This window comes from Micromonospora sp. CB01531 (assembly GCF_001905095.1).
In the GTDB taxonomy this organism is placed as follows: domain Bacteria; phylum Actinomycetota; class Actinomycetes; order Mycobacteriales; family Micromonosporaceae; genus Micromonospora.
In genome coordinates, this window is record NZ_LWLS01000086.1 from 1 (window position 1) to 24,167 (window position 24,167).

Annotated in this window: 19 protein-coding genes and 2 pseudogenes; 4 read left to right on the forward strand and 17 right to left on the reverse strand. The window is 74.2% G+C overall.

The window, feature by feature from the left end:
- Positions 1-119: 119 nt before the first annotated feature.
- The 4 genes and pseudogenes from A6A27_RS25840 to A6A27_RS25855 form a co-directional block, all read right to left on the reverse strand.
- Positions 120-1,475, reverse strand: a pseudogene (locus A6A27_RS25840) (VWA domain-containing protein).
- Positions 1,472-2,878 (reverse strand): hypothetical protein, encoded by a 1,407-nt coding sequence (locus A6A27_RS25845; RefSeq protein ID WP_073837258.1) that lies wholly within the window; start codon positions 2,876-2,878, stop codon positions 1,472-1,474. The pseudogene A6A27_RS25840 and the gene A6A27_RS25845 overlap by 4 nt, the downstream one beginning before the upstream one ends.
- Positions 2,878-3,384 (reverse strand): hypothetical protein, encoded by a 507-nt coding sequence (locus A6A27_RS25850; RefSeq protein WP_073837259.1) that lies wholly within the window; start codon positions 3,382-3,384, stop codon positions 2,878-2,880. Before A6A27_RS25850 ends, A6A27_RS25845 begins: the two co-directional genes overlap by 1 nt.
- Before the next feature lie 124 nt (positions 3,385-3,508).
- Entirely contained in the window at positions 3,509-4,177 is a 669-nt protein-coding gene (locus tag A6A27_RS25855) for a hypothetical protein (RefSeq protein ID WP_073837260.1), read from the reverse strand.
- Positions 4,178-4,288: 111 nt separating this feature from the next.
- Between A6A27_RS25855 and A6A27_RS25860 the strand changes: the two genes are divergently transcribed.
- Together A6A27_RS25860 and A6A27_RS25865 are read left to right on the forward strand one after the other, a co-directional pair.
- Positions 4,289-6,757 (forward strand): glycoside hydrolase family 65 protein, encoded by a 2,469-nt coding sequence (locus A6A27_RS25860; RefSeq protein WP_198940451.1) that lies wholly within the window; start codon positions 4,289-4,291, stop codon positions 6,755-6,757.
- Between the two features lie 39 nt (positions 6,758-6,796).
- On the forward strand, positions 6,797-7,129 hold the full coding sequence (locus A6A27_RS25865) for a nuclear transport factor 2 family protein (RefSeq protein WP_073837261.1): 333 nt from the start codon (positions 6,797-6,799) through the stop codon (positions 7,127-7,129).
- Between the two features lie 10 nt (positions 7,130-7,139).
- On the opposite strand, the gene A6A27_RS25870 is transcribed toward A6A27_RS25865, so the two are convergent.
- The 5 genes from A6A27_RS25870 to A6A27_RS25890 all read right to left on the reverse strand — a co-directional run bounded on the left by A6A27_RS25870 (position 7,140) and on the right by A6A27_RS25890 (position 12,033).
- Positions 7,140-8,396: a TIGR04013 family B12-binding domain/radical SAM domain-containing protein gene (locus tag A6A27_RS25870; RefSeq protein ID WP_338013310.1), complete on the reverse strand. Its 1,257-nt coding sequence runs from the start codon at positions 8,394-8,396 to the stop codon at positions 7,140-7,142.
- 99 nt (positions 8,397-8,495) lie between these two features.
- Complete coding sequence (locus A6A27_RS25875) at positions 8,496-9,239, reverse strand: N-acetyltransferase (protein ID WP_073837262.1); 744 nt, start codon at positions 9,237-9,239, stop codon at positions 8,496-8,498.
- A gap of 77 nt (positions 9,240-9,316) precedes the next feature.
- Positions 9,317-10,192, reverse strand: a complete 876-nt coding sequence (locus tag A6A27_RS25880) for a DMT family transporter (protein WP_073837263.1) — start codon at positions 10,190-10,192, stop codon at positions 9,317-9,319.
- The gene (locus A6A27_RS25885; RefSeq protein WP_073837264.1) at positions 10,186-11,001 is read right to left on the reverse strand and encodes a phosphatase PAP2 family protein; all 816 of its coding nucleotides are present in this window, start codon (positions 10,999-11,001) and stop codon (positions 10,186-10,188) included. Before A6A27_RS25885 ends, A6A27_RS25880 begins: the two co-directional genes overlap by 7 nt.
- A 156-nt stretch (positions 11,002-11,157) precedes the next feature.
- Positions 11,158-12,033 carry a hypothetical protein gene (locus A6A27_RS25890; protein ID WP_073837265.1) on the reverse strand — a complete coding sequence of 292 codons (876 nt, stop codon included), beginning with the start codon at positions 12,031-12,033 and terminating at the stop codon, positions 11,158-11,160.
- 110 nt (positions 12,034-12,143) lie between these two features.
- On the opposite strand from A6A27_RS25890, the gene A6A27_RS25895 reads away from it, so the two are divergent.
- Positions 12,144-14,774, forward strand: coding sequence for a wax ester/triacylglycerol synthase domain-containing protein (locus tag A6A27_RS25895; RefSeq protein WP_073837266.1), 2,631 nt, complete (start codon positions 12,144-12,146; stop codon positions 14,772-14,774).
- Positions 14,765-15,514, forward strand: a complete 750-nt coding sequence (locus A6A27_RS25900) for an SDR family NAD(P)-dependent oxidoreductase (RefSeq protein ID WP_073837295.1) — start codon at positions 14,765-14,767, stop codon at positions 15,512-15,514. The genes A6A27_RS25895 and A6A27_RS25900 overlap by 10 nt, the downstream gene beginning before the upstream one ends.
- 19 nt (positions 15,515-15,533) lie before the next feature.
- Here the strand turns inward: A6A27_RS25900 and hpnH are convergent, their stop codons facing one another.
- From hpnH to hpnC, 8 genes and pseudogenes are all read right to left on the reverse strand, one after another.
- On the reverse strand, positions 15,534-16,532 hold the full coding sequence (hpnH, locus tag A6A27_RS25905; protein ID WP_241825470.1) for an adenosyl-hopene transferase HpnH: 999 nt from the start codon (positions 16,530-16,532) through the stop codon (positions 15,534-15,536).
- A 2-nt stretch (positions 16,533-16,534) separates the two neighbouring features.
- Positions 16,535-17,494 (reverse strand): 4-hydroxy-3-methylbut-2-enyl diphosphate reductase, encoded by a 960-nt coding sequence (locus A6A27_RS46230; protein WP_241825471.1) that lies wholly within the window; start codon positions 17,492-17,494, stop codon positions 16,535-16,537.
- 45 nt (positions 17,495-17,539) lie between these two features.
- Positions 17,540-18,046: pseudogene (locus A6A27_RS46235) on the reverse strand (phosphorylase family protein); the annotation flags it as partial.
- A 47-nt stretch (positions 18,047-18,093) separates the two neighbouring features.
- Positions 18,094-20,043, reverse strand: coding sequence for a squalene--hopene cyclase (shc, locus tag A6A27_RS25915; RefSeq protein WP_073837269.1), 1,950 nt, complete (start codon positions 20,041-20,043; stop codon positions 18,094-18,096).
- A complete protein-coding gene (locus tag A6A27_RS25920) occupies positions 20,043-21,050 on the reverse strand; it encodes a polyprenyl synthetase family protein (RefSeq protein ID WP_143194155.1) in 1,008 nt (335 codons plus the stop codon). The genes shc and A6A27_RS25920 overlap by 1 nt, the downstream gene beginning before the upstream one ends.
- A complete protein-coding gene (gene hpnE, locus A6A27_RS25925) occupies positions 21,047-22,426 on the reverse strand; it encodes a hydroxysqualene dehydroxylase HpnE (protein ID WP_073837270.1) in 1,380 nt (459 codons plus the stop codon). Before hpnE ends, A6A27_RS25920 begins: the two co-directional genes overlap by 4 nt.
- Positions 22,423-23,295, reverse strand: coding sequence for a presqualene diphosphate synthase HpnD (gene hpnD, locus A6A27_RS25930; protein WP_073837271.1), 873 nt, complete (start codon positions 23,293-23,295; stop codon positions 22,423-22,425). Before hpnD ends, hpnE begins: the two co-directional genes overlap by 4 nt.
- Positions 23,292-24,149: a squalene synthase HpnC gene (gene hpnC, locus A6A27_RS25935; protein ID WP_073837272.1), complete on the reverse strand. Its 858-nt coding sequence runs from the start codon at positions 24,147-24,149 to the stop codon at positions 23,292-23,294. Before hpnC ends, hpnD begins: the two co-directional genes overlap by 4 nt.
- Positions 24,150-24,167 lie beyond the last annotated feature (18 nt).

Here is a 24,167-nt window from a genome sequence, read left to right on the forward strand (position 1 = left end):
GCTCTGGCCGGCGCCCACGCGCCGGTGAAACCATCCTCGATGACGGAGGAACCCTGCCGCCACGAACACCCGCGACGGCAGGGACGCCCGAGAAGGGCGGTGTCTCATGACCCAACAGACTACTGAGACACGCTGTAGGTGAGGAAGCTCTTGAGCTCGAAGACGAGTTTGCGGATGTGACCGGAGATCACCGGTGTGCCCAGGTCCTTGAACCGTTGTCGGAACCAGGGGTTGACGCTCTGCTGGCCGGAGCTGTTGACCGAGCCGACCGGGATGAACCGCCCGCCGGAGCGAGTGCACGGCCTCGATGCCGTCGAACAACGGCTGCGAGCGGTCGAACTCGTAGAAGTCCGAGATCCAGACCAGCACCGTGTTGCGCGGTTCGGTGATCTTGGGCCGGGCCATCGCCATGGCGACCGGTCCGTCGTTGCCGCCGCCCAGGTTGGTGCGCAGCAGCACCTCGAACGGGTCGTGCACCCACGGCGTCAGGTCAAGCGCCCGGGTGTCGTACGCGATCAGGTGCACGTCCACCTTGGGCAGGCCGGCGAAGATCGACGCCAGGATGGTGCAGTTGACCATCGAGTCGACCATCGACCCGGACTGGTCCACCACTACGATCAGCCGCGCCGGAGTGGTCCGTCGGGCGGTCTGCCGGTAGTAGAGCCGGTCCACGTAGAGCCGCTGGTCCTCCGGGCTCCAGTTGGTCAGGTTCTGCCAGATGGTGCGGTCGAGGTCGAGGTTGCGGAACACCCGCTTCGGCGGCACCGACCGGTCGATGGTCCCGACGCTGGTCTGTTCCACCTGCGTACGCAGCACCTCGGCGACCTCGTGGACGAAACGGCGGATCAGCGCCTTGGCGTTGGCCAGGGCCACCCCGGACAGGTTGGCTTTGTCCCGTAGCAGCTGCTCGATCAGCGACATGCTCGGCGTGAGTCGGCTGGCCAGCGCCGGGTCGGCGAGCACCTCGCGCAGGTGCATCCGGCGCACCAGGTCGCCCTCCAGCGCGGCGAGCGTGCCGCCGAGCCCGGTGCCGCCCTGCCGGCGCAGTTCGCCCGCCTCGGCGCCGAGTGCCTGCTCGAACCAGCCCGCGTCGGACTGCCACCGGGCCAACTGGCCGGCGCTGACCGGTCCGGCGCCGGTCGCGAACACGTTGAGCAGCACCTTCGACACCAGTGCGGCGCGGCGTACCTCGGCCGGCCCCGGCCGCCCGTGGTGTCGTGGGACGTCGCCGCGTCTTCGCCAGTGGTCAGCAGGCCACGCAACTCGGCGGCGAGGGCCGGGAAACGCTGCACCACGGTGTCGACCGAGACCGCCGGGTCGAGCAGCGCGGCCGGCAGGCCCAGGTCCTCGACGACGGCCATGCTCGCCGATTCGAGGGTGGGCTGCTCGGTGGGGTCGAAGAGCCGGGCCAGCAGCCGCCAGTAGAGCACCTGCCGCCGGTTCTCGTCAGCGCGGTCGTGGATCTGCTCGGTCATCGGCGCAGCAACCGTCCTGCGCGTTCGCGCAGCACCGCCACGGCGTCGCCCGTCTTCGCCTCGGCCTTCGCTACCTTCGCGTCGCTGACGCCGCACGCCCAGTCCCCGGTGTGGACGTCGACCACCTTGCGCTTGACGTCGGCCCGCACCGCCAACGGTTGCAGCAGCCAGCGCCCGTCGTCCCAGCGCAGCAGGCCGAGGCAGGCCGACGACGCGGCGACCACTTCCGGGGTGAGCGGGCCGCAGGAGGGCAGCCGGTCGACCGCCACGGCGAGCGGGCGCCCGTCCAGGTCCGCGGCGAGGCCGCCGTCGTGGTCGCGGACGGCGTACCCCTCGAGCAGGACGGGTTCGGCGATCGCGGCCGGGTGCCGGTTCAGCGGCGCGATGGCCGCCGCCTGGGCGCCGGGCAGCAGGACCCGCGCTGCGGCGAACGGATCGACCGGCTCGTCGAGCTGCGCCCGGTCGTCGTGCCAGTGCAGGTCCGCACCTCGCGCCGGCAGGTCGGTGACCGTCACGCCGCGCCGCTGTGCCAGCGCGGTCAGCAGGGTGGGATGGGCCTGCAGCAGGCGCCACAACGCCGGACCGACGATGGTGTCCACCTTCGCGGCGCCCACCGCGGTGCGTACCAGCCGGGGCGGCCCGCCGGCGGCCGGCTCGAGGAGCCCGTGCACCTGGATCTGCATCGCGGTGTCGTGTTCGTGCACGTCCACCCCGAGTGGCAGCAGCCGCCCGTCGACCCGGTCGACGACGTCGGCCGGGGGGTCGACGGCGGCGGCGTCCTGGGCGAGCAGCACCCCACGGGCCCACAGGTCGGCCCAGCGGCGCGCCGGCACCTGCGGCATCGTGGCGACCGGCACACAGGCCCGCAGCTCGGCGGCGAGGCCGTCGAGCAGCACGGCGAGCCGGCGTGACTCCGGTGCGGCCAGCGCGGCCTCGACCGGCGTCCCGGCCGCGGCCACGAGCTCGTGGTCGACGCCGTGCCACCCGGTCACGGCCACCTCGTGCAACCAGGCCCGCACGGTGGCCAGCACGGGCGAGGGCCCGGCGGGTGGGGCCGGCGCCACCGACCACGGGTCGCGGCCGCGGCCCAGCGCGGCGTCGAGCTGCCCGAGCAGCGCGTCGTGCGCGGCGCCGAGCAGCGCCGACCGGGCACCGGCGAGCGCGGCGAGATGCTCCGGCGTCACCGAGCCGGCGCAGATCTTGTCGATCGCCTCTGCGACCAGGTCGGCCAGCGGGGTGGCCGCCAGCGCACCGGCCAGGCCGGCGAGCGCCGTCGCGTCCGCCTCGCCGACCCGGGCCAGGCCGCGGGTCAGGGCGGCGTCGACGCCCGCCACCAGGTCGAGGGCGTCGGTCAGCGCGGCCGGGTGCCCGCTCGTCAGGGCGGTGAGCTGCGTGCCGAGCATCAGCGACCTGCCCCGGTGGCGGGGAACCAGTGCAGCTCGGGCAGCGGCGTGCTGTTGCCCGGCGCCTCCAGGTAGGACAGGTGGCGCAGGAACCGGCTGAAGACCACCGCCGCCGGGGTCGGCTCGTGCCGCGCGTCCAGGCGGCTCAGCAGCTCCGCGCCGGTGGTCACCCCGTCGCCGGCGTCGGCCCGCAGGTAGCGGGCGACCCGGTCGAGGCCGTACTGCAGGACCGCCTCGTCGGCCAGGGCCGCCAGGTGCTTGCACGGGGTGCCGCGCAGGCCGCCGCAGGGCCGGTTGTTGTTGGTGCTGCAGTGGTAGGCGTGGGTGCCGGAGGTGAGCGACGAGACGTACACCCGCTCGATGTCCGACCCGCTGGACACCACGCCCTGCAGCCGTCCGTCGGCCAACTCCACGAAAGGCACCTTGGCCAGCTTCCGGGGCCGGGCGGGCGGCACCACCCGCACGCTGCTTCGCCGCGCCCATCCGGCGTCGTCCACGTCCGCCACCCTTCCGACCTCCCCGCCCGCCGCGACCCGGCGTCGCCCATGACGATGTCGACGCCGGAACGAGCCAGCGCCGCCGTGACGACAAGGATCATGGGCTACGGGTACGACAGGATCTGCGGGGCGGTCAGCGGCGGTCCGGGCCGGTGCGGCGGGCCAGGTAGACCACGTCCGGTTCGCCGCGCGGCACCTCGACCAGATGCGTGGTGACCGGACCGATCACCTCCGCCAGCCGTTCGGCGTACGCCGGAACGGCCGAGGCGCTCCAGACGGCCAGTACGCCGTCGGCGGCGAGCCGGTCGCGCAGCAGCGCCGTGCCGTCCGCGTCGTACAGGGTGGCGTTGCCGGGGAACACGGTCCAGTCCGGGCCGTTGTCGATGTCGAGGCAGATGGCGTCGAAGGTCTCGTCGGTGCTCCGCAGCCACGCCAGCATGTCCCGGTTCACGATCCGCACCCGGGCGTCGCGCAGGGCGTGCCCGCTGTGGGCGGCCAGCCGGTCGCGGTGCCACCCGATGAGCGTCTCCTCGATCTCCAGGACCACGATCTCCGCCGGCACGGCCGAGGCCGCCGCCTCGGCCAGCGAGAACCCCACCCCGAGCCCGCCGATCAGCACCCGCGCCCCCGGCCGTACCAGCTCGAGTGCCTTGCGGACGAGCAGCCGCTCCGACGCGCCGGCGCGGGTGTCCATCAGGAACACCCCGTTGCTGACGATCTCGAAGTGCCCGCCGCACTGCCGCAGGACGAGCTCGCCCCGCTCGGTCACCACCCGATCAACCACCGCAGCCGCTTGGTTCACCCGGCCAACCTATGCCGGCGGATGTGGCTCTGCGTCCGATTTATCGGCGTCCGGGAGTTTGTTGCGCGGGAAACGGGGAAACGGCACCGCGCCGTGGAAGGGGAGTGCGGGGTGCCGGCGAACGTGGACCCTGGGTGTGAGCTGTGCAGCCGGCCTCCGCCGGCCGGCTGGGTGTTGGCGTACCAGGGCGGTGCGGCACCGGCCGAGGAAGGCACCCGGGAGACGATGCTGACCCTCGGCAACGGGTACCTGGCAACCCGCGGGGCGGCCCCGGAGGCCTCCGCCGACGGCGTGCACTATCCCGGCACCTACCTCGCCGGTTTTCACAACCGGCTGTACGGGGCCGATCGGCCGGACAGCGACGAGGGCATCGTCAACCTGCCGAACTGGCTCCCGTTGACGTTCCGTCCTGCCGGCGGGGACTGGTTCGCGCCGGGGCAGGGGCGGCGGGAGCACGAGCACCAGATGCTGGATCTGCGGCTCGGGGTGTACCTGCGGGAGTTGCTGGTGGTCGACCGGGACGAGCGGCGTACCCGGGTCCGGCAGCGACGGCTGGTGTCGCTGGCGAGTCCCCACCTGGCGGCGCTGGAGACGAGCATCGTCGCGGAGAACTGGTCTGGCCGGTTGGAGGTCAGGTCGGGCCTCGACGGTGGGGTGGTCAACGCGAACGCGCCGGCGGAGGCGGGTAGCTGCGGTCGGCACCTCACGGACGTGGCCACCGGCGGGGACGACGCCGAGACCGTCTGGTTGACGGCGGTGACGACCACGTCCCGACATCAGGTGGCCGTGGCGGCGCGTACCAGGGTCAGCGGTGCCGGTGTCGCCCAGCTCAGGCTGGCGGCGGTCCACGGAACGAACGACGTGAGCCAGGTGATCGGCGTCGACGTGACTCCCGGAGACCGGGTGGTCGTGGAGAAGACCGTGACGATCTTCTCCAACCGCGACCGGGTGGTCTCCGAGCCGTTGACGGCCGCCCGCCGGGAACTGCGGTACGCGGGGACCTTCGACATGGTGCTGGCCGACCACGCCACGGCGTGGACCCAGCTGTGGGAGCGGTTCCGGCTGGACGTCGGAGAGGACCATGCCTGGCAGGTGCCGATCCGGGTGCAGACGTTCCATCTGCTGCAGACGCTGTCGCCGCACGTGATCGACCTGGACGCCGGGGTGCCGGCCCGGGGACTGCACGGCGAGGGCTACCACGGGCACATCTTCTGGGACGAGCTGTTCGTCTACCCGTACCTGAATCTGCGGATGCCGGAGCTGACCCGGGCGCTGCTGGCCTACCGGTATCGGCGGTTGCCGGCGGCCCGGCGGCAGGCGGCCGCGGCGGGCATGGCCGGCGCGCTGTTTCCCTGGCAGAGCGGCGACAGCGGCCGGGACGACAGTCCGTCCCGGTCGCGTTCGCCGGTGACCGGGGAGTGGGTGGCGGACCACAGCGGCCGGCAGCAGCATGTCAACCTGGCGGTGGCCTACTGCGTGTGGCGGTACTGGGAGACGACGGGCGACCTGCCGTTCCTCGCCCACTCCGGGCTGGAAATGCTGGTCGAGACGGCACGGTTCTGGGCCGGCCTGGCCACCTACGACCCGGCCGACGACCGGTACGACATCCGCGGGGTGATGGGTCCGGACGAGTTCCACGACGGCTACCCGGGTCGGCCGGGGCAGGGGCTGGACAACTCCGCGTACGTCAACGTGATGGTCGCCTGGGTGCTCGGCCGCGCCGAGGAGGCCTGCGCGATCCTCAGCCGGCATCCGGGGGTGGCGCCGTGGCGGAAGGTCGCCCCGGCGGAGGACGAGCGGCGCCGGTGGGCGCACATCCGGGGCCGGCTACGGCTGGCCTTCCTCGACGACGGCATCCTCGCCCAGTTCGAGGGCTACGGCGACCTGGCGGAACTGGACTGGGACCGGTACCGGCGGCGGTACGGCGACCTGCGGCAGTTGGGTTCGCTGCTGCAGGCCGAGGGCGACGACGCGAACCGCTACAAGATCTCCAAGCAGGCCGACGTGCTGATGCTGCTGTACCTGTTCAGCGCCGAGGAGCTCACCGGGCTGGTGCGCGGCCTGGGGTACGAGTTCGACCCGACCCGGATCCCCGCCGTCGTCGACTACTACCTGTCCCGCACCACCCACGGTTCCACGCTCAGCCGGGTCGCCCACGCGTGGGTGCTGGCCCGCACGGACCGTCGCCGCTCGTACGAGATGTTGACCACCGCCCTCGGCACCGACCTCACGGATCCGCAGCACAGCTCGACCCGCAACGGAATCCATCTCGGCGCCGCCGCCGGCACGCTGGACATCCTGCAACGGTGCTACACCGGCCTGGAGGTCCGCGGCGACGTCCTGCGGCTCAACCCGCTGCTGCCCGACGGGCTCGACGAACTCGACTGCGTGATCCGGTACCGCAACCAGTTGATCTTCCTGCACGTGGACGACGAGGGGCTGCGGATCTCCGCCGCCCCCGGGGCGGGCCAGCCCGTTCCGGTGGCCGTACGGGGAGAGTCCTTCCCGCTGCCGCCCGGGACGACTGTCGAGGTCGCGCTGCACGACGCCGCGACGCCTACCAACGCGCGTTCGTGGTAGTCAGCCACGACGAACCGGTCCCGACCCGAGGAGATCAGCATGACCGTCACGGTTCCCGAGGTGATCGTCCGCTACTACCAGCTGAGCGCCGAACCCGACATCGACGCCTTCGTCTCCTGCTTCACCGACGACGCGATCGTGGCCGACGAGGACCGGACCTACGAGGGCCCGGCGGCGATCCGGGCCTGGCGCGAGCGGACCGCGGCCGAGTTCGACTACAAGGCGATTCCGGAGGCAGTCGAGGAGGAGGCCGGTGGCAACGTGGTGGTCAGGACCCTGGTCTCGGGGACGTTCCCGGGCAGCCCGGTCCGGCTGCGGCACCGCTTCACGCTGCGGGACGGATTGATCGGCGCCCTGGACATCCGGCCGTGAGCAGCGCCGGTCAGCGGTCGGCCAGGGGCAGGATGGTGCGGCTCTTTCCCGGGCGGGGGTAGGCCTCGGCCGCCGCGGCCAGCCGGGCGGCGTGGTCGCGTTGCCGCTGCCAGTGGCCGTAGAGGGCGCCGTGCTGGGAGAGCCGGTCCACCTCCCGGATCGTCTCCGGGGCCACGTCGCCGGGCGGCGCGTCCCGCCACGGCGTGCCGGGCAGCGGCATGAAGGTGTGCGCGTGGATCCGGGCGCCGACGTCGGCCAGCTCGCGGGCCAGACCGAGGGAGGCGTCGACGTCGGCCTGGTCCTCACCCGGCATTCCGAAGATCATGTCGACGTTGATCCGGAAGCCCTCCTCGACGCCGAGGCGGACGGCCCGCTTCACCTCCTCGACGCCGTGTCCCCGCTTCGCCGCGTCGAGCACCCGGTCGGAGCCGGACTGCGCGCCCACGATGATGTTGTTGTTGGCGCAGTACTTCCGGACCAGGCGCAGCGCCTCCCGCGAGACGTGCTCGGGCCGGATCTCGCTGGGAAACGAGCCGAAGAAGACCCGCCCGTCCGGGCCGATCCCCTCCCGGCAGGACGCCAGCAGTTCCTCGACCGCGTCCAGGTTCGGCTCGTCGGTCTGGCTGCCGTACGACAGCGCGGTCGGGGTGATGAACCGGACGTCGCGCAGCCCCCGCCGCCGCATGGCGTCGACGTGCCAGCGGACGTTCGCGACGCTGCGGTGCCGGAACTTCGCCGAGAACATGAACGGGGTCTGGCAGAAGCGGCACGAGAAGACGCAGCCTCGGGTGATCTCCAGCGCGTTGAACCGGTCCCACCTCAGCGAGAAGCCGCGAAACTCGTCGAGCGGGCGGCGCTGCGGGCGCCCGGTGCGCACCACGGCGCCGGTGGCGTCGCGGTAGGCGAGCCCGGGGATGCCGGTCGGGTCGCCGACCGCGTCCACCAGGCTCAGCAGCGTGGTCTCACCCTCCCCGACCGCGGCGATGTCCCAGCCGGCGTCCAGGGTCTGCACCGGCTCGGCGGTCGCGTGGACGCCGCCGGCGAGATGCGCCACGTTCGGTGCGTCAGCCAGGGCCCGGATCTGCGCCAGTTCCCGGGCCAGCGCCTCGGCGTCGGGGGAATAGAACGACCACAGCACCAGCACCCGGCTCGCCGTGGCGGACGCCGCCCGGATGTGCGCCGCAGTCGCCTCCGGGGTCTCCCCGAACCGCACCTCGTACCGGGTACCGGTCTCGTGCTGCTCCAGCGCGCCGAGCAGGACGTGCAGCCCGTAGTCACCGCCTTGCGGTAGCGCAGCACCAGCACCAGCTCGGGGCCATCCATGGCGGCGATTGTGCCAGCCGGTGCCGGTCCGCTCGGCACTCGCCTACAGGTGGTGGCGGACCCAGACGTTGGGCTCGACGTAGACGGCGTGGTCGTGCGTCACGTCGCAGTGCACCGGCACGAGCGCGCCCGGCACGTGCACCGGGCCGCTGGTGTCGAACGGCAGGCCCGTCCAGGAGCGCCAGTCGGCGAGCGTCCCGCTGATCATCATGGACCGGGTGGCGACCCGCTCGATGCGCCCGCCCGCGCGGACGTGCACCCGCAGCCACGGGTCGACCGGCAGGCCGTCGGCGCGGACCCGTGTCGCGTACTCGGTCATCGGCAGGTCGGGGTGGGTGTGTTTACCGCTGGGGCGGACCGGGGCGACGAGCGTGTCGTAGCCGAGCTTCGCGACGGCCTCCCGCATGGCGGTGAGCATCAGCGCGGACAGGCCGCGTCCGCGCTGGTCCGGCCGGATGCAGATTTCCAGGGCCGAGACGATGTTCGGGACGGCCCCGGTGAGGCGGGTGATGGTGACCCGCTGGATGACCCGGTCCCAGCCGCCGTCGGGCAGCTCCGCCTCCGTCCAGCGCAGCGGCGCGGCGTACGCCCGCGCGACAGCGCGCCCCGGCTCGGCGGAGTCGATGGCGGCGAAGACGAACTCCGGGTAGAGGTCGTGGGCGACGCCGTAGTACACGGAAGCCATCGGGTCCCAGAGCATGAACTGGGGCCACGCCCCGTCGAAGTCCTCGTCCAGCAGCGGGGCGAGGTCGGGCCGCTCGGCGAGGCTCACGATGTCGAGGGTCACGGCGGAAACCTAGTGCGCCGGGCCGCGACCGGGCACCTCATTTTCGCGCCCCGGCTCGGCCCGCCACCGGCCGTCGGCTACTCCTTGTCCACGTGGGGGGCCCGCCGGGCGAGCAGGAAGACGGCGCCGGCCAGCACGGCCAGGGCAAGGATCTCGCCGATCAGGTCCCCCGGTCCCGTCTGGATCCGCTCGTCCAGCCAGAGCAGGCCGACGGCGAGCGACACCAGTGGGTCGGCCACGATGATCGTGGCCAGGGCCGGCGCGCCCAGCGGGCCGGCCTGGTAGGCGTTCTGGCTCAGCAGCACGCCGAACGGACCCAGGATCATGAGCCCGTACGTCTGCCAGTGCCCGAACACGCTCAGCGGGCTGCCGTTGTAGTGGAAGGCGAGGCTGCTGATCAGGCCGGCGGTGACGCCGTAGCAGACGCCGGCGGCCAGGGCCAGCGGCAGCGGGCGCCACTTGCGGCCCAGCCCGACGGCGGCCGCCAGGCACAACGCGACCGCCCCGACCACCGCGACGCCCAACAGCAGGGCCGACGAGAGCGTTCCCAGCCCCTTGCCCTGTCCGGCGGACGGCCGGGCGATCAGCAGGAACGCCGAGAGCGCGAGCAGGCAGAGCACCGCTTCCAGCATGATCCTGAGGTCGGGGCGCCTGCGCTCGGTGAGCGCGTGCAGCAGGATGTACCAGACCAGTCCGGTGATCAGCAGCGGCTGCACCAGGATCAGCGGCATCAGGCTGAGCGCGCCGACCTGGAGGCCGAAGGCGCCGGCGGCGAGCACCACTGACCAGCGCCATTCGGGTTGGCGGATCAGGTGCAGCAGCAGGGTGGGTCGCCCGGCGGGACTCTCGGGAGCGCGGTGGGAGGCGCGGAACTGCATCACCGAGGACGCCCCGAACGCCGCGGCCGCACCGAGGGCGAGTGGGGTTCCGGCCAGCACGTCGGCGGTCAGCATGGGCGTTGCGGCCCGATCATGCGGACCTGCCCCCACCGGTGGTGCGAGCCTGGCGGCCCTTCCCGTTGTGCGTGCGAGTAGACCTGGTGGTCGCTGGGGGGTGGCTGGTCGAGCCGGCGGGGCAGGCGGAGGGTCCGCCACGGCACCCGCAGCAGGAACCGCACGATCAGCAGCCCGAGCAGGTAGCCGCCGATGCTGTCGGTGAGCCAGTGGTAGCCGAGGTAGGTGGTGCCGATGGCCACCAGCACACCGGGCAGCCACTGCAGCACGCGCCGGACCGGCACCGCCAGGTACGGCGCGAGCAGCATGGCCAGCACCCCGTAGTAGACGATGCCGTTGCTCACGTGCCCGGACGGGTAGAACTCCTCCCATCCCTGGCTGAACAACCGCACCGAACCGTGGTGCGGGGCGCCGCGCGAGGTCCACTTCTTCAGGCCCACGATCAGGATGGTGCTCACGATCGGGGCCAGTCCGGCTGGGATGATCGGCCGGATCGTCCGGTGCCGCCAGGCGAGCCAGAACGACACCGCCACGGTCAGGGTGGTCAGCGGACCGCCCTGGCCCAGGTAGTCGAAGGCCAGCATCAGCTTGGCGACCGGCGGTGGCCGGTGTTGGTCGCACCAGTCCCGTACCGCGATGTCGACGTCGAGCAGCGGGGACCACCACACCAGCGCGGCGGTGAGCGCGGCGAGCGCGGCGACCAGCAGGCCGTCGAGCCACCAGCCGGCCGGTACCGGAGCCAGGGCGGGTTCACCGAGTGGGCGAGGCGGACGAACGTCGGGTTTCCGGGCGGGCCTTCCCGCTGCCATCCGCCTCCTCCCTCGTCTGGTCGAACCGGCACTGGTGCTGCCGAGAGCCTGAAAGTACCTTAGATGGGGAGAAATCCGCCGGTAAGCTGCTATTCATCCCGAGGGGCGGCGGCTGGTGGCGCGCTCCGCCTTTCGTCGCTGGAGGCGTACGACATGTCAACGACCGCGACCCGGTGCCCGGCGCCCACGGTCCGCCGGTCTGTCGGTTCCCACCCGGTGTGGCTGGGCGTGCCGGGCGAGCGCGACCGCGCCGCTGACGGCGAGCAGGAAGCCCAGCACCGCCACCGGCTCGGCGCCGGGCCGCACCCGGTCACCGAGCACCAGCCAGCCGGCCACCGCCGGGGCCACGGTCTGGCCGAGGATGGTGGAGGCGGAAGCGACCGTGACAGAGCCGCGCTGCAGGGCGGTGGCGTAGAGCAGCACGCCGGTCATCCCGGCCAGCACCAGCGTGTAGCTGACCGGGCTGGCCAGCACCATGCCCGGACTGCTGGCCCGGCCGAGCAGCCGGGCACCGACCGCCGCGGCGCCGAAGGAGAGCCCGGCCAGCAAGCCGGGCAGGGCGGGGCCCCGCATCCGGGGGCTGCCCAGGTATGCCCCGACGGCCAGCGCGAGCACCGCGCCGAGCAGCCACCAGCCGTCGTTGGGCGAGGCCTCGGCCGGCGGGCTGGTGCCGGCCGAGAAAACCAGCAGCAGCAGGCCGGCGACCACGCCACCGATGGCCACCCAGTCCTTGGGGGCCAGCCGGACGCGCAGCACCAGCATGGCGATCAGCGCCACCAGGCTGAGGTTGGCCGCCCCGACCGCCTGCACCGCGAAAAGCGGCACGGTACGCAGCGCGGTGAAGGTGAACCCGGAGGACGCGCCGTCGAGGGCCAGGCCGGCCGCGTACGGCCCGGTGCGCACCAGCCGCCACAGCAGCCTCGGGTCGAGGTGGGCCATGGCCGCCACCCGGCGCGCTCCGATCGACTGCAGGATCGCCGCGGTGGCGCTGCACAGTGCGGCGAGGAGCGCCAGCAGAAAACCGAAGGCCATGGAGAAGTCCCGAGATCGTCGGCGCCGGATCGGCCGGTCGAGGCCCGCCTGGCATACCCACCAGCGCGCGGGTCTCGCACCCGATGCCGCCCGAATCCGGCGGGCCTCCGGTGATCGCGCCCGACAACGGGCCGGGTCACCCGATCCGGCCGCCCGCCGAGTCGATCGCGCGGCGCGTGCTGATCGTTTCCGCCGACATCGGCGGCGGGCACGACGCCACCGGCCGGGCGCTCGAGGAACGCGTCCACGCGCTCTGGCCGGGCAGCCGGGTGGGCTGGGTGGACACCCTTGACGCGATGGGTCCGGGGGTCGGCCCGACCTTTCGTCGCACCTATCTGACCAATGTCGGGGCGACGCCCTGGTTGTACGAGTTCTTCTGGTCCTCGCTGTGGCGGCACCGGTGGTTCGCCGACGCCTCGAAGTGGTTCACCGGCTCCTGGGCCGGGCGGCGGCTCGGCCCGGTCATCGAGGCGTTCGACCCGGACGTGATCCTTTCCACCTACCCGCTGGGCAGTGCCGGGCTGGCCTGGCTACGCCGGAACCGCGGTCTCGGCGTACCGGTCGGGGCCTGGGTGTCCGATTTCGCCCCGCACCCGTTCTGGGTGTATTCCCAGCTGGATCTGGGGATGGTGGTGCACCCGGCGGCGCTGCCGGTGGCGGCGGTCGCCGCCCCGGGCGCGGCGCTCGGGGTCTGCGCGCCCCCGGTGCTCGAGCGGTTCCGGCCGGGTGACCGGGCCGAGGCCGCCCGGCGCTGCGGTCTCGACCCGGACCGGCAGGCGGTGGTGGTCGCCTGCGGCTCCTACAGCCTGGGCTCGGTCGAGGAGGCGATCGCCCCGCTGGTCGGCATCGGCGACGCGGTGCAGGTCGTCGCGGTCTGCGGACGCAACCAGCAGTTGGCCGACCGGCTGGCGCGCCTGGCCACCCCCGACGGGCGGCTGCTGGTGCGCGCCTGGGTCGACGACATGCCCACGCTGCTACGGGCCGCGCACCTGCTGGTCACCAATGCCGGCGGAGCGACCGCACTCGAGGCGTGGGCCACCGGCACGCCGGTGGTGATGTACCGGCCGATCGCCGCGCACGGCGCGGCCAATGCGGCGTTGATGACCGCCGCGGGGCTGGCCGAGACGGTCCGCGACCCGGCCGCGCTGGTCGCGCTCGTCCGCTCCCGGCTGGTCGGTCCGCACCCGCCGCACCCGGTGCAGGCGTCGGCCCACCCGCACCTGCCGGACCTCGGGCTGCCGGCCGTCGCCGGTGCGCGCTCTCCGGTGGAGGCACCGTCACCGGACGGGGGGCGCCCGGCCGACCCGGCCCGCTGGGGGTCTCCCGCCGGGCCGGCCGGCGAACAGCCGGCCAGCTGGCCGCTACGCCCACAGGACGCGTTCTTCCGGTACGTGCAGTCGGCCACGGTGGCGCAACAGATCGGTGTGGTGCTGGAGCTCGGGCCCCGACCCGACGGCACCGCCCTCACCCGCGAGGATCTGGCCGCGCTGCTGGCGCGGCGGCTACCCACGATCACCACCCTTCGTCGCCGGCTGGTCAGCCGGGGGCCGGGGCGCCGGCCCGGCTGGGTGGTCGACCGGTACGTCGACCCCGCCGCCCACCTGACCGAGGTGCGGCTCGCGCCGGGCGACGACGGCAGCGCCGCGGTGGACAGGTTCTGGTCCCAGCCGCTGTCCCTGGACCGGCCACCGTGGCAGATCCTGCTGCTCGGCGGGCTCCCCGACGGGCGTACCCGGGTGGCGGTCAAACTGCACCACTGCCTCGGTGACGGTCTGTCGGCGATCGGCGTCCTGCAACGGCTGCTCGACCCGGCCACCACCCGGCCGGCGAAGCCGGCAGGGCAGGCGCCGGCCCGGCCCGGGCGGGACACCGTGGGGCTGGGCGGCCGGGTCCGGGACGCCGCCAGCCGGGTCGCGCTCACCGCACGCGGGCTGGCCCGCCTGGCCGCCCAGGGGCCGGCGCCGGCCACCGTGCTCAACCGTCCGCTCGCCTCACCGCGCCGGGTCCTGGTCACCGCCACCCTGCCCGCCGCCGAGGTGTTCCGCGCGGCACGCGCCTGCGGGGCGCACGCCAGCGAACTCATGCTGGCGTTGACCGCCGGGGCGCTGGGTCGGGTCCACCCCGCGCCGGCACCGCCCCGGTTGCGGGCCATGTTCGCGGTCTCCCGCGACCCCCGCCGGCGGGCGCCGACGCAGGGAAACTGGACCGGTGCGGTCAATCTCGACCTCCCGGTGCGGCGCATCCCGCCCCGATTCCGGGTCGCCCTGGTCCGGCGGTCGCTGCGGACCGCGCTGCGCAGCGGGGAACCCGAAGCGGCCGGCCTGGTCATGCGGGCGATGGGCACGCTGCCCGCGCCGGTGCACGCCGCGCTGGCGCGGCGGGTCTACAGCAGCCGGCACCTCAACGTGATCGTCTCCTACGTTCCGGCGCCGTTGCGTCCGCAGGTGCTGGCCGGCGCGCCGCTCAGGACGGCCACCCCGGTGGTCGCGCTCGCCGCGGGGGTGCCCGTCGGGATCGGCGTGCTGCGCTGCGACGACACCTTCGAGGTCGGTGCGCTGCTGGACGGGTCGCTGGCCGACGTCGGCCCGGCCTTCGTCGCCGCCCTGCACGCCGAACTGGCCCACCTGCTCGCCGAGGCCGACCGCGCGCCGGTCGCCGAAGACCGGCCGGCCGAGGAGCCCGCGACGTCCGGCCCGCCCCGGTGGGGTTCGGCGCCGCCGGAGCTGCCGCGGTGCGGCTGACCGGCGCGGTGGTGCTGGTCACCGGTGCCTCGTCGGGCATCGGCGCCGCCCTCGTCCGGCGGCTGGCCGAGGCCGGAAGTCAGGTCGTCGCGGCCGGCCGGGACGCCGACCGGCTGGCCCGGCTCGCCGCCGAGACCGGCGCCACCACACTGCTGACCGACCTGACCCGGCCCGGCGCCGGCCGGGAGCTGGCCGAGCGGGCGCTGGCCCGCCACGCCCGGGTGGACGTGCTGGTCAACAACGCCGGCACCGGCTGGGCCGGCCCGTTCGCCGGGATGGCCGACGCGGTCGCCGACGAGCTGCTCGCGGTGAACCTGCGCGCACCGATCGAGCTGACCCGGGCGCTGCTGCCCGGCATGTGCCACCACGGCGGGCACCTGGTCTTCGTCGGCTCGATCGCCGGGCGGCTCGGGGTGGGCGGGGAAGCCGTCTACGCGGCCAGCAAGGCCGGGCTGGACGCCTTCGCCGAGAGTCTGCGCCTGGAGCTGGCCGGCCGCGGCGTGACCGTCAGCACGATCGTGCCCGGGGTGGTGGACACCCCGTTCTTCGTCCGTCGGGGCCAGCCGTACCACCGTCGCCGTCCCCGCCCGCTGCCACCGGAGCGGGTGGCCGACGCGCTGGCCGCCGCGATCGCCCGGAACCGGGCCGAGGTGTACGTCCCGGGCTGGCTGCGCCTGCCGGTGGCGGTACGCGGGCTGCTGCCCGCGCTGTACCGCCGGCTGGCCACCCGGTTCGGATGAACCGGGCCGGCGCCGGACCTCAGCGGCCGCGTACCGCGCGCAGCGACTGCCGCAGCGAGGACATCGTGGCCAGCACGGCGGTCGGTTCGTGGCCGCAGTGCGCCATGCAGTTCGCGCAGCGGTCGTCGCGTCCCCGGCCGTAGCTGTCCCAGTCGGTGGAGTCGAGCAGCTCGCGGTAGCTGGCGGCGTACCCGTCGGCCATCAGGTAACAGGGCCGCTGCCAGCCGAGCAGCGAGTACGACGGGATGGCCCACGCGGTGCAGGGGAAGTCCACCCGGCCTTCCAGGAAGTCCAGGAACAGCGGCGAGTGGTTGAGCCGCCAGCGGGCCCGCCGGCCTCCGGCGAAGGCCTTGCGGAACAGCTCCCTGGTCTCCGTGACGCCCAGGAAGTGGTCCTGATCCGGCGCCTTCTCGTAGGCGTACGCGGGCGAGAGCATCATCTCGTCCACCCGCAGGTCGTCGTTGAGGTAGTCGAGCACCTCGATCACGGTCTGCGGGGTGTCGGTGTTGAAGAACGTGGTGTTGGTGGTGACCCGGAAGCCGCGCTGCTGGGCGTCCCGCACAGCCGCCACCGCGGCGTCGAAGACCCCGTCCTTGCACACCGACGCGTCGTGCCGCTCGCGCAGCCCGTCGATGTGCACGGTGAAGGCGAAGTACGGCGACGGCCGGAACTTGTCGATCTTCTTGGGCAGCAGGACCGCGTTGGTGCAGAGGAAGACGTACTTCTTCCGGCGCACCAGTTCGGCGACCAGGGTGTCGATCTCGGGGTGCATCAGGGGCTCGCCGCCCGCGATGGAGATCATCGGTGCGCCGCACTCCTCCACGGCGGCCAGTGCCTGGTCCACCGGCATCCGGCGCTTCAGCAGGTGCGCCGGCTGTTGGATCTTGCCGCACCCGGCGCACTTGAGATTGCAGGCGAACAACGGCTCCAGTTCCAGCAACAGCGGGAACCGCTGCCGTCCGCGCAGTTTCTGTTCGACCAGATACCTGGCGATCCGCAGGCTCTGGCGCATCGGCATGCTCACGGCTGGCGTACCTCCTTGGGAAGGGTGAAGCTGACGTCCTCGACGGCTGCGGTGTGCTCGCTCACCTCCCTGGCACCGAGCGCGGTGAGTGCCGCGACGAGTTCGTCGACCAGGCCGGGCGGCGCCGACGCGCCGGCGGTCACCCCGACCGTCGTGGCGCCGGCCAGCCAGCGCGGGTCCACGCCGCCCACGTCGTCGACCAGGTGGGCCCGCGCGCCGGCCCGCTCGGCCACCTCGACCAGCCGGCGGGAGTTGGAGGAGTTGGTCGACCCGACCACCAGCACGACGTCGGCCCGTTCGGCGACGACCGTGATCGCCTGCTGCCGGTTGGTGGTGGCGTAGCAGATGTCGTCGGAGCCGGGGCCGGTCAGCGCCGGGAAGCGCCGGCGCAGCGCGTCGACGACGCCCGCCGCCTCGTCCACCGCCAGCGTGGTCTGTACCAGGTAGGACACCCGGGACGGGTCGGTCACCTGCACCGTCTCGGCGGCGGCCGCGTCGGGCACCAGCCGGATCCGCTCGGGCGCCTCGCCGAAGGTGCCCTCGGTCTCCTCGTGGCCGGCGTGCCCGATCAGCAGCACCGTGTCGCCCCGGCCGGCGAACCGGCGCGCCTCGGCGTGCACCTTGGTCACCAGGGGGCAGGTGGCGTCGATGACCGGCAGTTGCCGGTCGGCGGCCGACTGACGTACCGCGGGCGACACCCCGTGCGCGGAGAAGATGGTGAGCGCGCCGTCGGGGACCTCGTCGAGTTCGTCCACGAAGACCGCGCCGCGGGAGCGCAGGTCGGCCACGACCCGGGCGTTGTGCACGATCTGCTTGCGGACGTAGACGGGCGGGCCGTGCCGGCGCAGCGCCTGCTCCACCACCGCGATCGCCCGTTCCACCCCGGCGCAGAACGAGCGGGGCGAGGCCAGCAGGACCTGCTGGACGCTGCCGGCGGCCGCCGCCCACTCGGCCAGCGCCGCCGCCACCGCGGGCAGCACCCGCAGCGCGGCGCGTATCCGGCGGAGTGTGGCCGGTCGGTACAGCGGTCCGGTCGCGGTGTCGGCGACCACCCGGACGCAGGCGGTCGGACGGTCGGCGCAGCCGGCCAGCAGCCACGCCGACTCCAGGTCGGCGACCAGCGCTCCGGTCGCGGCCAGCCGGGCCCGGGCCGTGCCGTCGACCAGCCGGGTCGTGGTCACCACCGGACCGAGGTGAACCCGCAGCCCGCGGCGACGCAGTGCGGCGGCGAGCAGGGCGGCGGACGGCATCGGCACGACTTCCGGCCCCGGGTGCCCGGCTCGCGGGTCGGTGCGTACCTCGGTGGCCACCACGACGTCGCCCGGGGCCAGCCCGGGAGCCAGCCCGCCGCCGATCCCGGCGACCGCCACCGGGGTCGTCCCGGTCGGTCGGCCGGCGGCCACCGACCGGGCGCGCCGGGATCCCGCGCCGGTACGCCGCAGCGCCGGCCACCGGCCCGGATCGAGACCGGTCAGCCCCCGCCGCAGCGCCGCCGCCTCCGGCCGCATCGGCGCGCACAGGGTCCACGCCGTAACGGCGGGCGCTGCTGGCTCGGTCACGGCACCACCTCGGCGGTCAGGCCGCCCCGCGCGTTCAGGATCCGGCCGAGCGCGCTGATCGGGAAGACCAGCCGGTACATGCCGTAGTTGATGTAGAAGTCGCCGGGGAAGCCGGTCCCGGTGTAGTGCGGCTCGTCCCAGCCGCCGTCCGGCCGCTGGGTGTCGACCAGCCAGCGCACCCCGCGTTGGGCCGGCTCACCGGCGCCATGGCCGGCGGCGTGCAGCGCGAGCAGCGCCCAGGCGGTCTGCGACGCGGTGGACTCGCCCCGCCCGATCCAGGACGGGTCCCGGTAGGAGCGCATGTCCTCGCCCCATCCGCCGTCCGGGTTCTGGTGCGCGTGCAGCCAGTCGACGGCCGCCCGGATCGCCGGGTGGCCGGGCTTGACCCCGGCGGCGACGAGGGCGGGCACCACCGCCCCGGTGCCGTAGACGTGGTTGGCGCCCCAGCGGCCGAACCAGGAACCGTCCGGCTCCTGGGCCCGCAGCAGCCAGTGCACGCCCCGGCGGACCGGCGCGGTGCCGGCGAAGTTCTCCGCCGCCAGCGCCTCGACGATGTGCGCGGTCACGTCCGCGCTGGGCGGGTCGGTGACCTCGCCGAAGTCGCAGAACGGCAGGTCGCCGACGATCGCCCGGGTGTTGTCGGCGTCGAAGGCGCCCCAGCCGCCGTCGCGGCACTGCATGCCGAGCAGCCAGCGGGTGCCCCGCAGCACGGCGGCCTCCGCCGGTACGCCGGTCCGCCGCAACGCCATGATCACCTCGGCGGTGTCGTCGGTGTCGGCGTACCCGTCGTTCTCGAACTCGAAGGCCCAGCCGCCCACCGGGGTCTTGGGCCGGCGGATCGCCCAGTCACCGCGCACCCGGATCTCTTCCTTGAGCAGCCAGTTCCCGGCGCGTTCCAGAGCGGCATGCCCGGCCGGCAGCCCGGCGTCCGACAGCGCGGTGACCGCGAGCGCGGTGTCCCACACCGGCGACTGGCACGCCTCCAGCCAGCGGACCGGGCCGTCTTCGGTCTGCTCACGCACCGTGAACCGTTCCAGCCCGTCCAGCCCGGCGCGCAGCACCGGGTGGTCCAGCGGGTAGCCGAGCAGGTGCAGCGCCATCAGCGAGTAGACCCACGGCGGCTGGATCCCGCCCCAGGAACCGTCGGCCTCCTGGCGGGCCACGATCCACTCGGCGGCCCGGCGTAGCGCGTGCCGGCGCACCGGACCCCGGGCGATCCGCTCGTAGCCGCTGGCGACCCGGTCCAGCCGGTGCAGCACTCCGGCCCGCGACCGCAGTCGCGGCGGCCGCGACGCCGCCGTCGGGACGCACAGTTCGTCGACGCCGAAGCCGAGCTCCCGCACCGGGCGCAGCGCCCGGACGATGGACAGCGGGACGATGGTCTGCCGGGCCCAGCACGCGAAGTCGTAGACGTTGAACGGCATCCAGTGCGGCAGCAGCACCAGCTCGGGCGGGACCGCCGGCAGCTGTGACCAGGGCCAGTGGCCGAACAGGGCCAACCAGAACCGGGTGAACACCCGGCTCGCCGCCAGCCCGCCGCGCGCGCGGACGAACCGGGCGGCGGCGGCGAGATGCGGGGCGTCCGGCGTGTCGCCGGCCAGCCGCAGGGCCAGGTACGCCTCGATGGTGGTGGAGAGGTCGCCCGGCCCGCCGTGGAAGGTCGCCCACGAGCCGTCCGGGCGTTGCTGGGAGCGGATCCACCGCGCCGACTCGGCGGTCTGCTCGGCGGTCCGGATGCCGAGGAACTGCCGCAACAGCAGGTCCTCGGCGTCCATGGTGACGTTCGTTGCCAGGTTTCCCTTCCACCAGCCGGCGTCGTCCTGCAGCCCGAGCAGGTGGTCCCGGGCCCGGCGTAGCGCCGCCCAGGCCGGGTCGCTCGCGGTCCCACCCGCCGTGGTCGTCGGGCTGGTGGTGGGCTTCGGCTTCGAAGACAGCAGCTCAGTCATCAGTGGTCCCGTCCGGTGGTGAAGGTGGCGATATCGGCGAACTCATCGCGCACGTCGTCGGGCAGGTCGAGCGTGTCCAGTTCCGCCCGCGCCCGCTCGGCCTCCTCCCACGCCCGCTGCGCGGTCCAGTCCCGGGCGCCGGTCGCCTCGATCAGCGCGCTCGCCCGGGTCACGTCCTCGTCGGTCAGCGGCTGCGGCGACCGGTACCGCTCGGCGAGCGCCCGGCCGGCCGCCTGACCGCTGGTCACCGCCCGGACGACCGGGATGCTCCGCTTGCGGGCCCGCAGGTCCGACCCGACCGGCTTGCCGGTGCGTCGCGGGTCCCCCCAGATGCCCAGCAGGTCGTCGACGAGTTGGAAGGCCAGTCCGAGGTGGCGGCCGAACCGGGACAGCCCGTCGACCAGGCGCGGCGGGCCGCCGCAGAGGATCGCGCCGAGGGCGCACGAGCCGGCCAGCAGCGCGGCCGTCTTCTGCTCCGCCATCCGCAGGCACTCGTCGAGGGTGACGTCGTCGCGCCGCTCGAAGTCCAGGTCGGCTGCCTGCCCGGCGACCAGCGCGCGGATGTCCACCGCGAGCCGGCGGGCGGCCGGGCAGCCCCCGGGCGTCTCGACGAGCGCCTCGTAGGCCAACCCGACCAGGGCGTCTCCGGCCAGGATGGCCGGGCCGACACCGAACACGGTCCACGCGGTCGGCCGGTGGCGGCGTTCGGCGTCGCCGTCCATCACGTCGTCGTGCAGCAGGGAGAAGTTGTGCGCCAGTTCCACCGCGGCGGCGGCCGGCACCCCGGCGGCCGGCTCGGCGCCGGTGGCCCGGGCCGACAGCAGCGCCAGCGCCGGGCGCAGTCCCTTGCCCTGGCTGGCGGCGGGTGACCCGTCGGCGTCCCAGTAGCCGAGCTGGTAGCCCCCGACCAGGCGGTTGCCCGGGTCCAACCGGTCCAGCAGGGCACGGATCGCCGGCTCGACGTAGGTCTGGATCTGGTCCGTGCTGCGGCTGCGTGCGACGGTCATGATGCGGCCTCCGAGTGATGTCGGGGCCGGGACAGGAGTTGGCGGGCGACGATGTCGGCGGCGTCCTCGCCGCTGCGCACCGCGCCCTCCATCGTGTCCGGCCAGCCGGTGTCGGTCCATGCGCCGGCCAGTACCAGTCCCGGTAGGCGGGTGGCCGGACCCGGCCGGTACGCCCGCGTGCCGGGCGCCTGCCGGAAGGTGGCTTTCGGCTCCCGGGTCACGAACGCGTCGCGTACCGGGGTGTGCCGCGCGGCCGGGAACAGGTCGGCGAGAGCCTGGCGTTGTGCCGTCACCAGCTCCGCCGCCGGCCGCTCGAGTTCCGCGTCGGCGGCCGACAGCGACACCACCAGATGCTGCTCGCCGGCCATGCCGGGCACTGACCGATCGAAGATCCACTGTGCCGGGGATTCCACGGCGGCGGCCATGCCGAGGTCGGTGATCCGGGCGGCGTAGCGCAGGTGCACGTTGACGATCGGCGCCGCGCCCAGCCGTTGCCATTGCTCGGCGGCGGGCACGGCGGCGGGCGGCACCAGCGACGCGGCGGCCTGGTGCGGCACGGCCAGCACCACGGCGTCAGCGTCCAGCTCGCTGTCGCCCACGCCGATCCGGAATCCGGTCGGCTCCGGTCGGATCCACCGGACCTTCGCCCGGGTGTGGACCTTGGCGCCGAGCCGGTCGAGCAGCCGACGGGCGGGCACGCCGTGCAGGTCGGTCAGCGGGACCAGGGGCCGGCCGATGTCACCGGCGTCCGCGGCCTCCAGCAGCCCGGTGCGGAACACCCGCGCCGCCAGCGCCAGCGACGCGTGGGTGCTGGGCAGGTTCAGGGCCGCCACGGTGATCAGGTCCCAGAGTCGCCGGATCGCCCGGCGGCTCTGGCCGTGCGCGGCGAGCCAGTCGCCGAAGCTGCGCCCGTCGGTGGCGGGCAGGTCCGGGTCGACGTGCCGCAGCGCGGCGCAGGCCCGGACGGCGGCGACCCGCTCGGCGGGGCTGAGCAGCCGGTAGCCGGCCAGGGCCGGTAGCAGGTGCGCCGGGGCTGGCAGCCGGCGGCGGGCCAGCACGTGCGGCCGCTGTCCCGGCAGCAGCACCGGCACCGTGAACCGCGGCTGCAGGTCGGTGCCGCCGGCCGTGCCGAGCCGGTCCAGCAGCCGCCGGTAGGTGTGGTAGCAGCGCAGGAAGACGTGCTGGCCGGTGTCCACGCTGAGGCCGTCGCGGCGGAAGGAGTACGTCGCGCCACCCAGCTCCGGCCGGGTCTCCAGCAGCGTCACGGACAGGCCGAGATCGGCGAGCCGGACCGCCGCGGCGATCCCGGCCAGCCCGCCGCCGATCACGCACACCGTGCCGGATCCGCCTCCCGGCTGCGCGGCCGGCCCGGTCATGCGGAACGGCCGACGAGAGCGCGCGCCGCGACCCAGGCCTTCTCCCGGCCCGGCAACGACACGCGACTGCGGGTGACCGCCAGCGGATCGGCCGCGATCCGGGTGAGCAGGCGGCGGTAGATGCCGGCCATCGCGGCCGTGCAGGCGGCGCTGCGCCGGTCCAGCAGAGGCAGCAGCTGCAGGCCGACGTCGTACCAGCGCGCGGCGCGGGCGGCCTCGAAGCGCACCAGCTCCACCAGCCGCTCGGGTGGATCGGCGAAACCGGCCCCGTCCAGGCGGAGGGTGCAGCCGAACCGGTCCAGGTCCTCGGCCGGCAGGTAGACGCGGCCGCCGACGCGGTCCTCGACCACGTCGCGCAGGATGTTGGTCAGCTGCAGGGCTACGCCCAGCGCGTCGGCCAGTGGCGCGGCCCGGCCCGGCTGGGTGGCCCCGAACACGCCGAGGGACAGCCGGCCGATCGACCCGGCCACGCAGCGGCAGTACCAGAGCAGGTCGTCGAAGCTGTCGTACCGGCGGCCGGTCACGTCGGCGGCGCACCCGTCGATGAGCTCGTCGAAGGCGGCCAGCGGGATCGGCATCCGCGTCGCGGCGTCGCCGAGGGCGGCCAGCACCGGGTCGGCGCCGCTGTCGCCGGGCAGCCGGTGCAGGGCCGCCCGGGTCCGGGCCAGCGCGTCCAACTTCTCGTCGGGAGGCAGCGTGCCGTCCCCGATGTCGTCGATGCGGCGGGCGGCCGCGTAGATGGCCGACAGCGCCCGCCGTTTCGGCGCCGGCAGCAACCGGATGCCGTACGCGAAGTTGGCCGCCTGGCTACGGGTGATCTGCTCGCAGTGCCGGTAGGCGGCCTCGGTCCGGGTGGTGGTCGTGGTCATCCGGCACTCCGGACGGTGGCGGCCAGCCAGCTGCCGAGGATGTGCCGGCGGCGGGGCCGGGCGGTGACCGCCAGCGGGTCGTGGTCGGCGGCGGCCAGCGCGTCGAGCGTCGCCCGGCCGCCGGCCAGGTAGCCGCCGACCGCGAGCCGACCCCAGCCGTGCAGGGCCGACACCAGCGGGGCGCCCGCGTCGAGCCAGGCACGGGCCCGCTCCGCCTCGAACCCGATCAGCTCCCGCAGCTGGCGGCTCGCGGTGCTGCGGGCGAGGTCCGCCTCCGTGACCTCGAACCGTTCCATGTCGGCCGCTGGCAGGTAGACCCGGCCGCGGCGGTGGTCCTCGGCCACGTCCTGCAGGTGCTCGACGAGTTGCAGGGCGGTGCAGATCCGATCGGACAACGCGACGGTCGCCGGATCGGCCTGCCCGAAGACGTGCAGGACGAGCTCGCCGACCGGGTTGGCGGACAGGGTGCAGTAGCCGACGAGCTGCTCGAAGGTGGCGTAGCGGGTGACGTGCTGGTCGACCCGGTTCGCCTCGACCAGCCGGACGAGCGCGTCCAGGGGCAGCCGGCACTCGGCCACGGTGGGCGCGAGGGCGCGCAGCACCGGGTTCGGCACGTCGGCGCCCGCGTGGAGGGCGCGCAGTTCGGCCTCGACGTCGTCCAGGGCGGCGAGCCGGTCGAGCCCGTCGGCCAGCGGTTCGTCGCCCAGGTCGTCGACGTGGCGGGCGTAGCCGTACACCGCGAGGAGGTGACGGCGGTACCGCGCGGGCAGCACTCGGAGGGCGACCGGGAAGTTCTCCTGCGCCCGGGCCTGCTCCACCCGACGTATGTCAGGGGCGATGGCTTGTGGACTCATCCCTGGCTCTCTCCTTTC

What these genes read in the sequence shown, in the direction of transcription:
- A6A27_RS25845 (WP_073837258.1), bottom strand. Translation starts at nt 2,878, where the DNA reads ATGCTCGGCACGCAGCTCACCGCCCTGACGAGCGGGCACCCGGCCGCG.
- A6A27_RS25865 (WP_073837261.1), top strand. Translation starts at nt 6,797, where the DNA reads ATGACCGTCACGGTTCCCGAGGTGATCGTCCGCTACTACCAGCTGAGC.
- A6A27_RS25880 (WP_073837263.1), bottom strand. Translation starts at nt 10,192, where the DNA reads ATGCTGACCGCCGACGTGCTGGCCGGAACCCCACTCGCCCTCGGTGCG.
- A6A27_RS25885 (WP_073837264.1), bottom strand. Translation starts at nt 11,001, where the DNA reads ATGGCAGCGGGAAGGCCCGCCCGGAAACCCGACGTTCGTCCGCCTCGC.
- A6A27_RS25890 (WP_073837265.1), bottom strand. Translation starts at nt 12,033, where the DNA reads ATGGCCTTCGGTTTTCTGCTGGCGCTCCTCGCCGCACTGTGCAGCGCC.
- hpnH (WP_241825470.1), bottom strand. Translation starts at nt 16,532, where the DNA reads ATGCCGATGCGCCAGAGCCTGCGGATCGCCAGGTATCTGGTCGAACAG.
- shc (WP_073837269.1), bottom strand. Translation starts at nt 20,043, where the DNA reads ATGACTGAGCTGCTGTCTTCGAAGCCGAAGCCCACCACCAGCCCGACG.
- A6A27_RS25920 (WP_143194155.1), bottom strand. Translation starts at nt 21,050, where the DNA reads ATGACCGTCGCACGCAGCCGCAGCACGGACCAGATCCAGACCTACGTC.
- hpnE (WP_073837270.1), bottom strand. Translation starts at nt 22,426, where the DNA reads ATGACCGGGCCGGCCGCGCAGCCGGGAGGCGGATCCGGCACGGTGTGC.
- hpnD (WP_073837271.1), bottom strand. Translation starts at nt 23,295, where the DNA reads ATGACCACGACCACCACCCGGACCGAGGCCGCCTACCGGCACTGCGAG.
- hpnC (WP_073837272.1), bottom strand. Translation starts at nt 24,149, where the DNA reads ATGAGTCCACAAGCCATCGCCCCTGACATACGTCGGGTGGAGCAGGCC.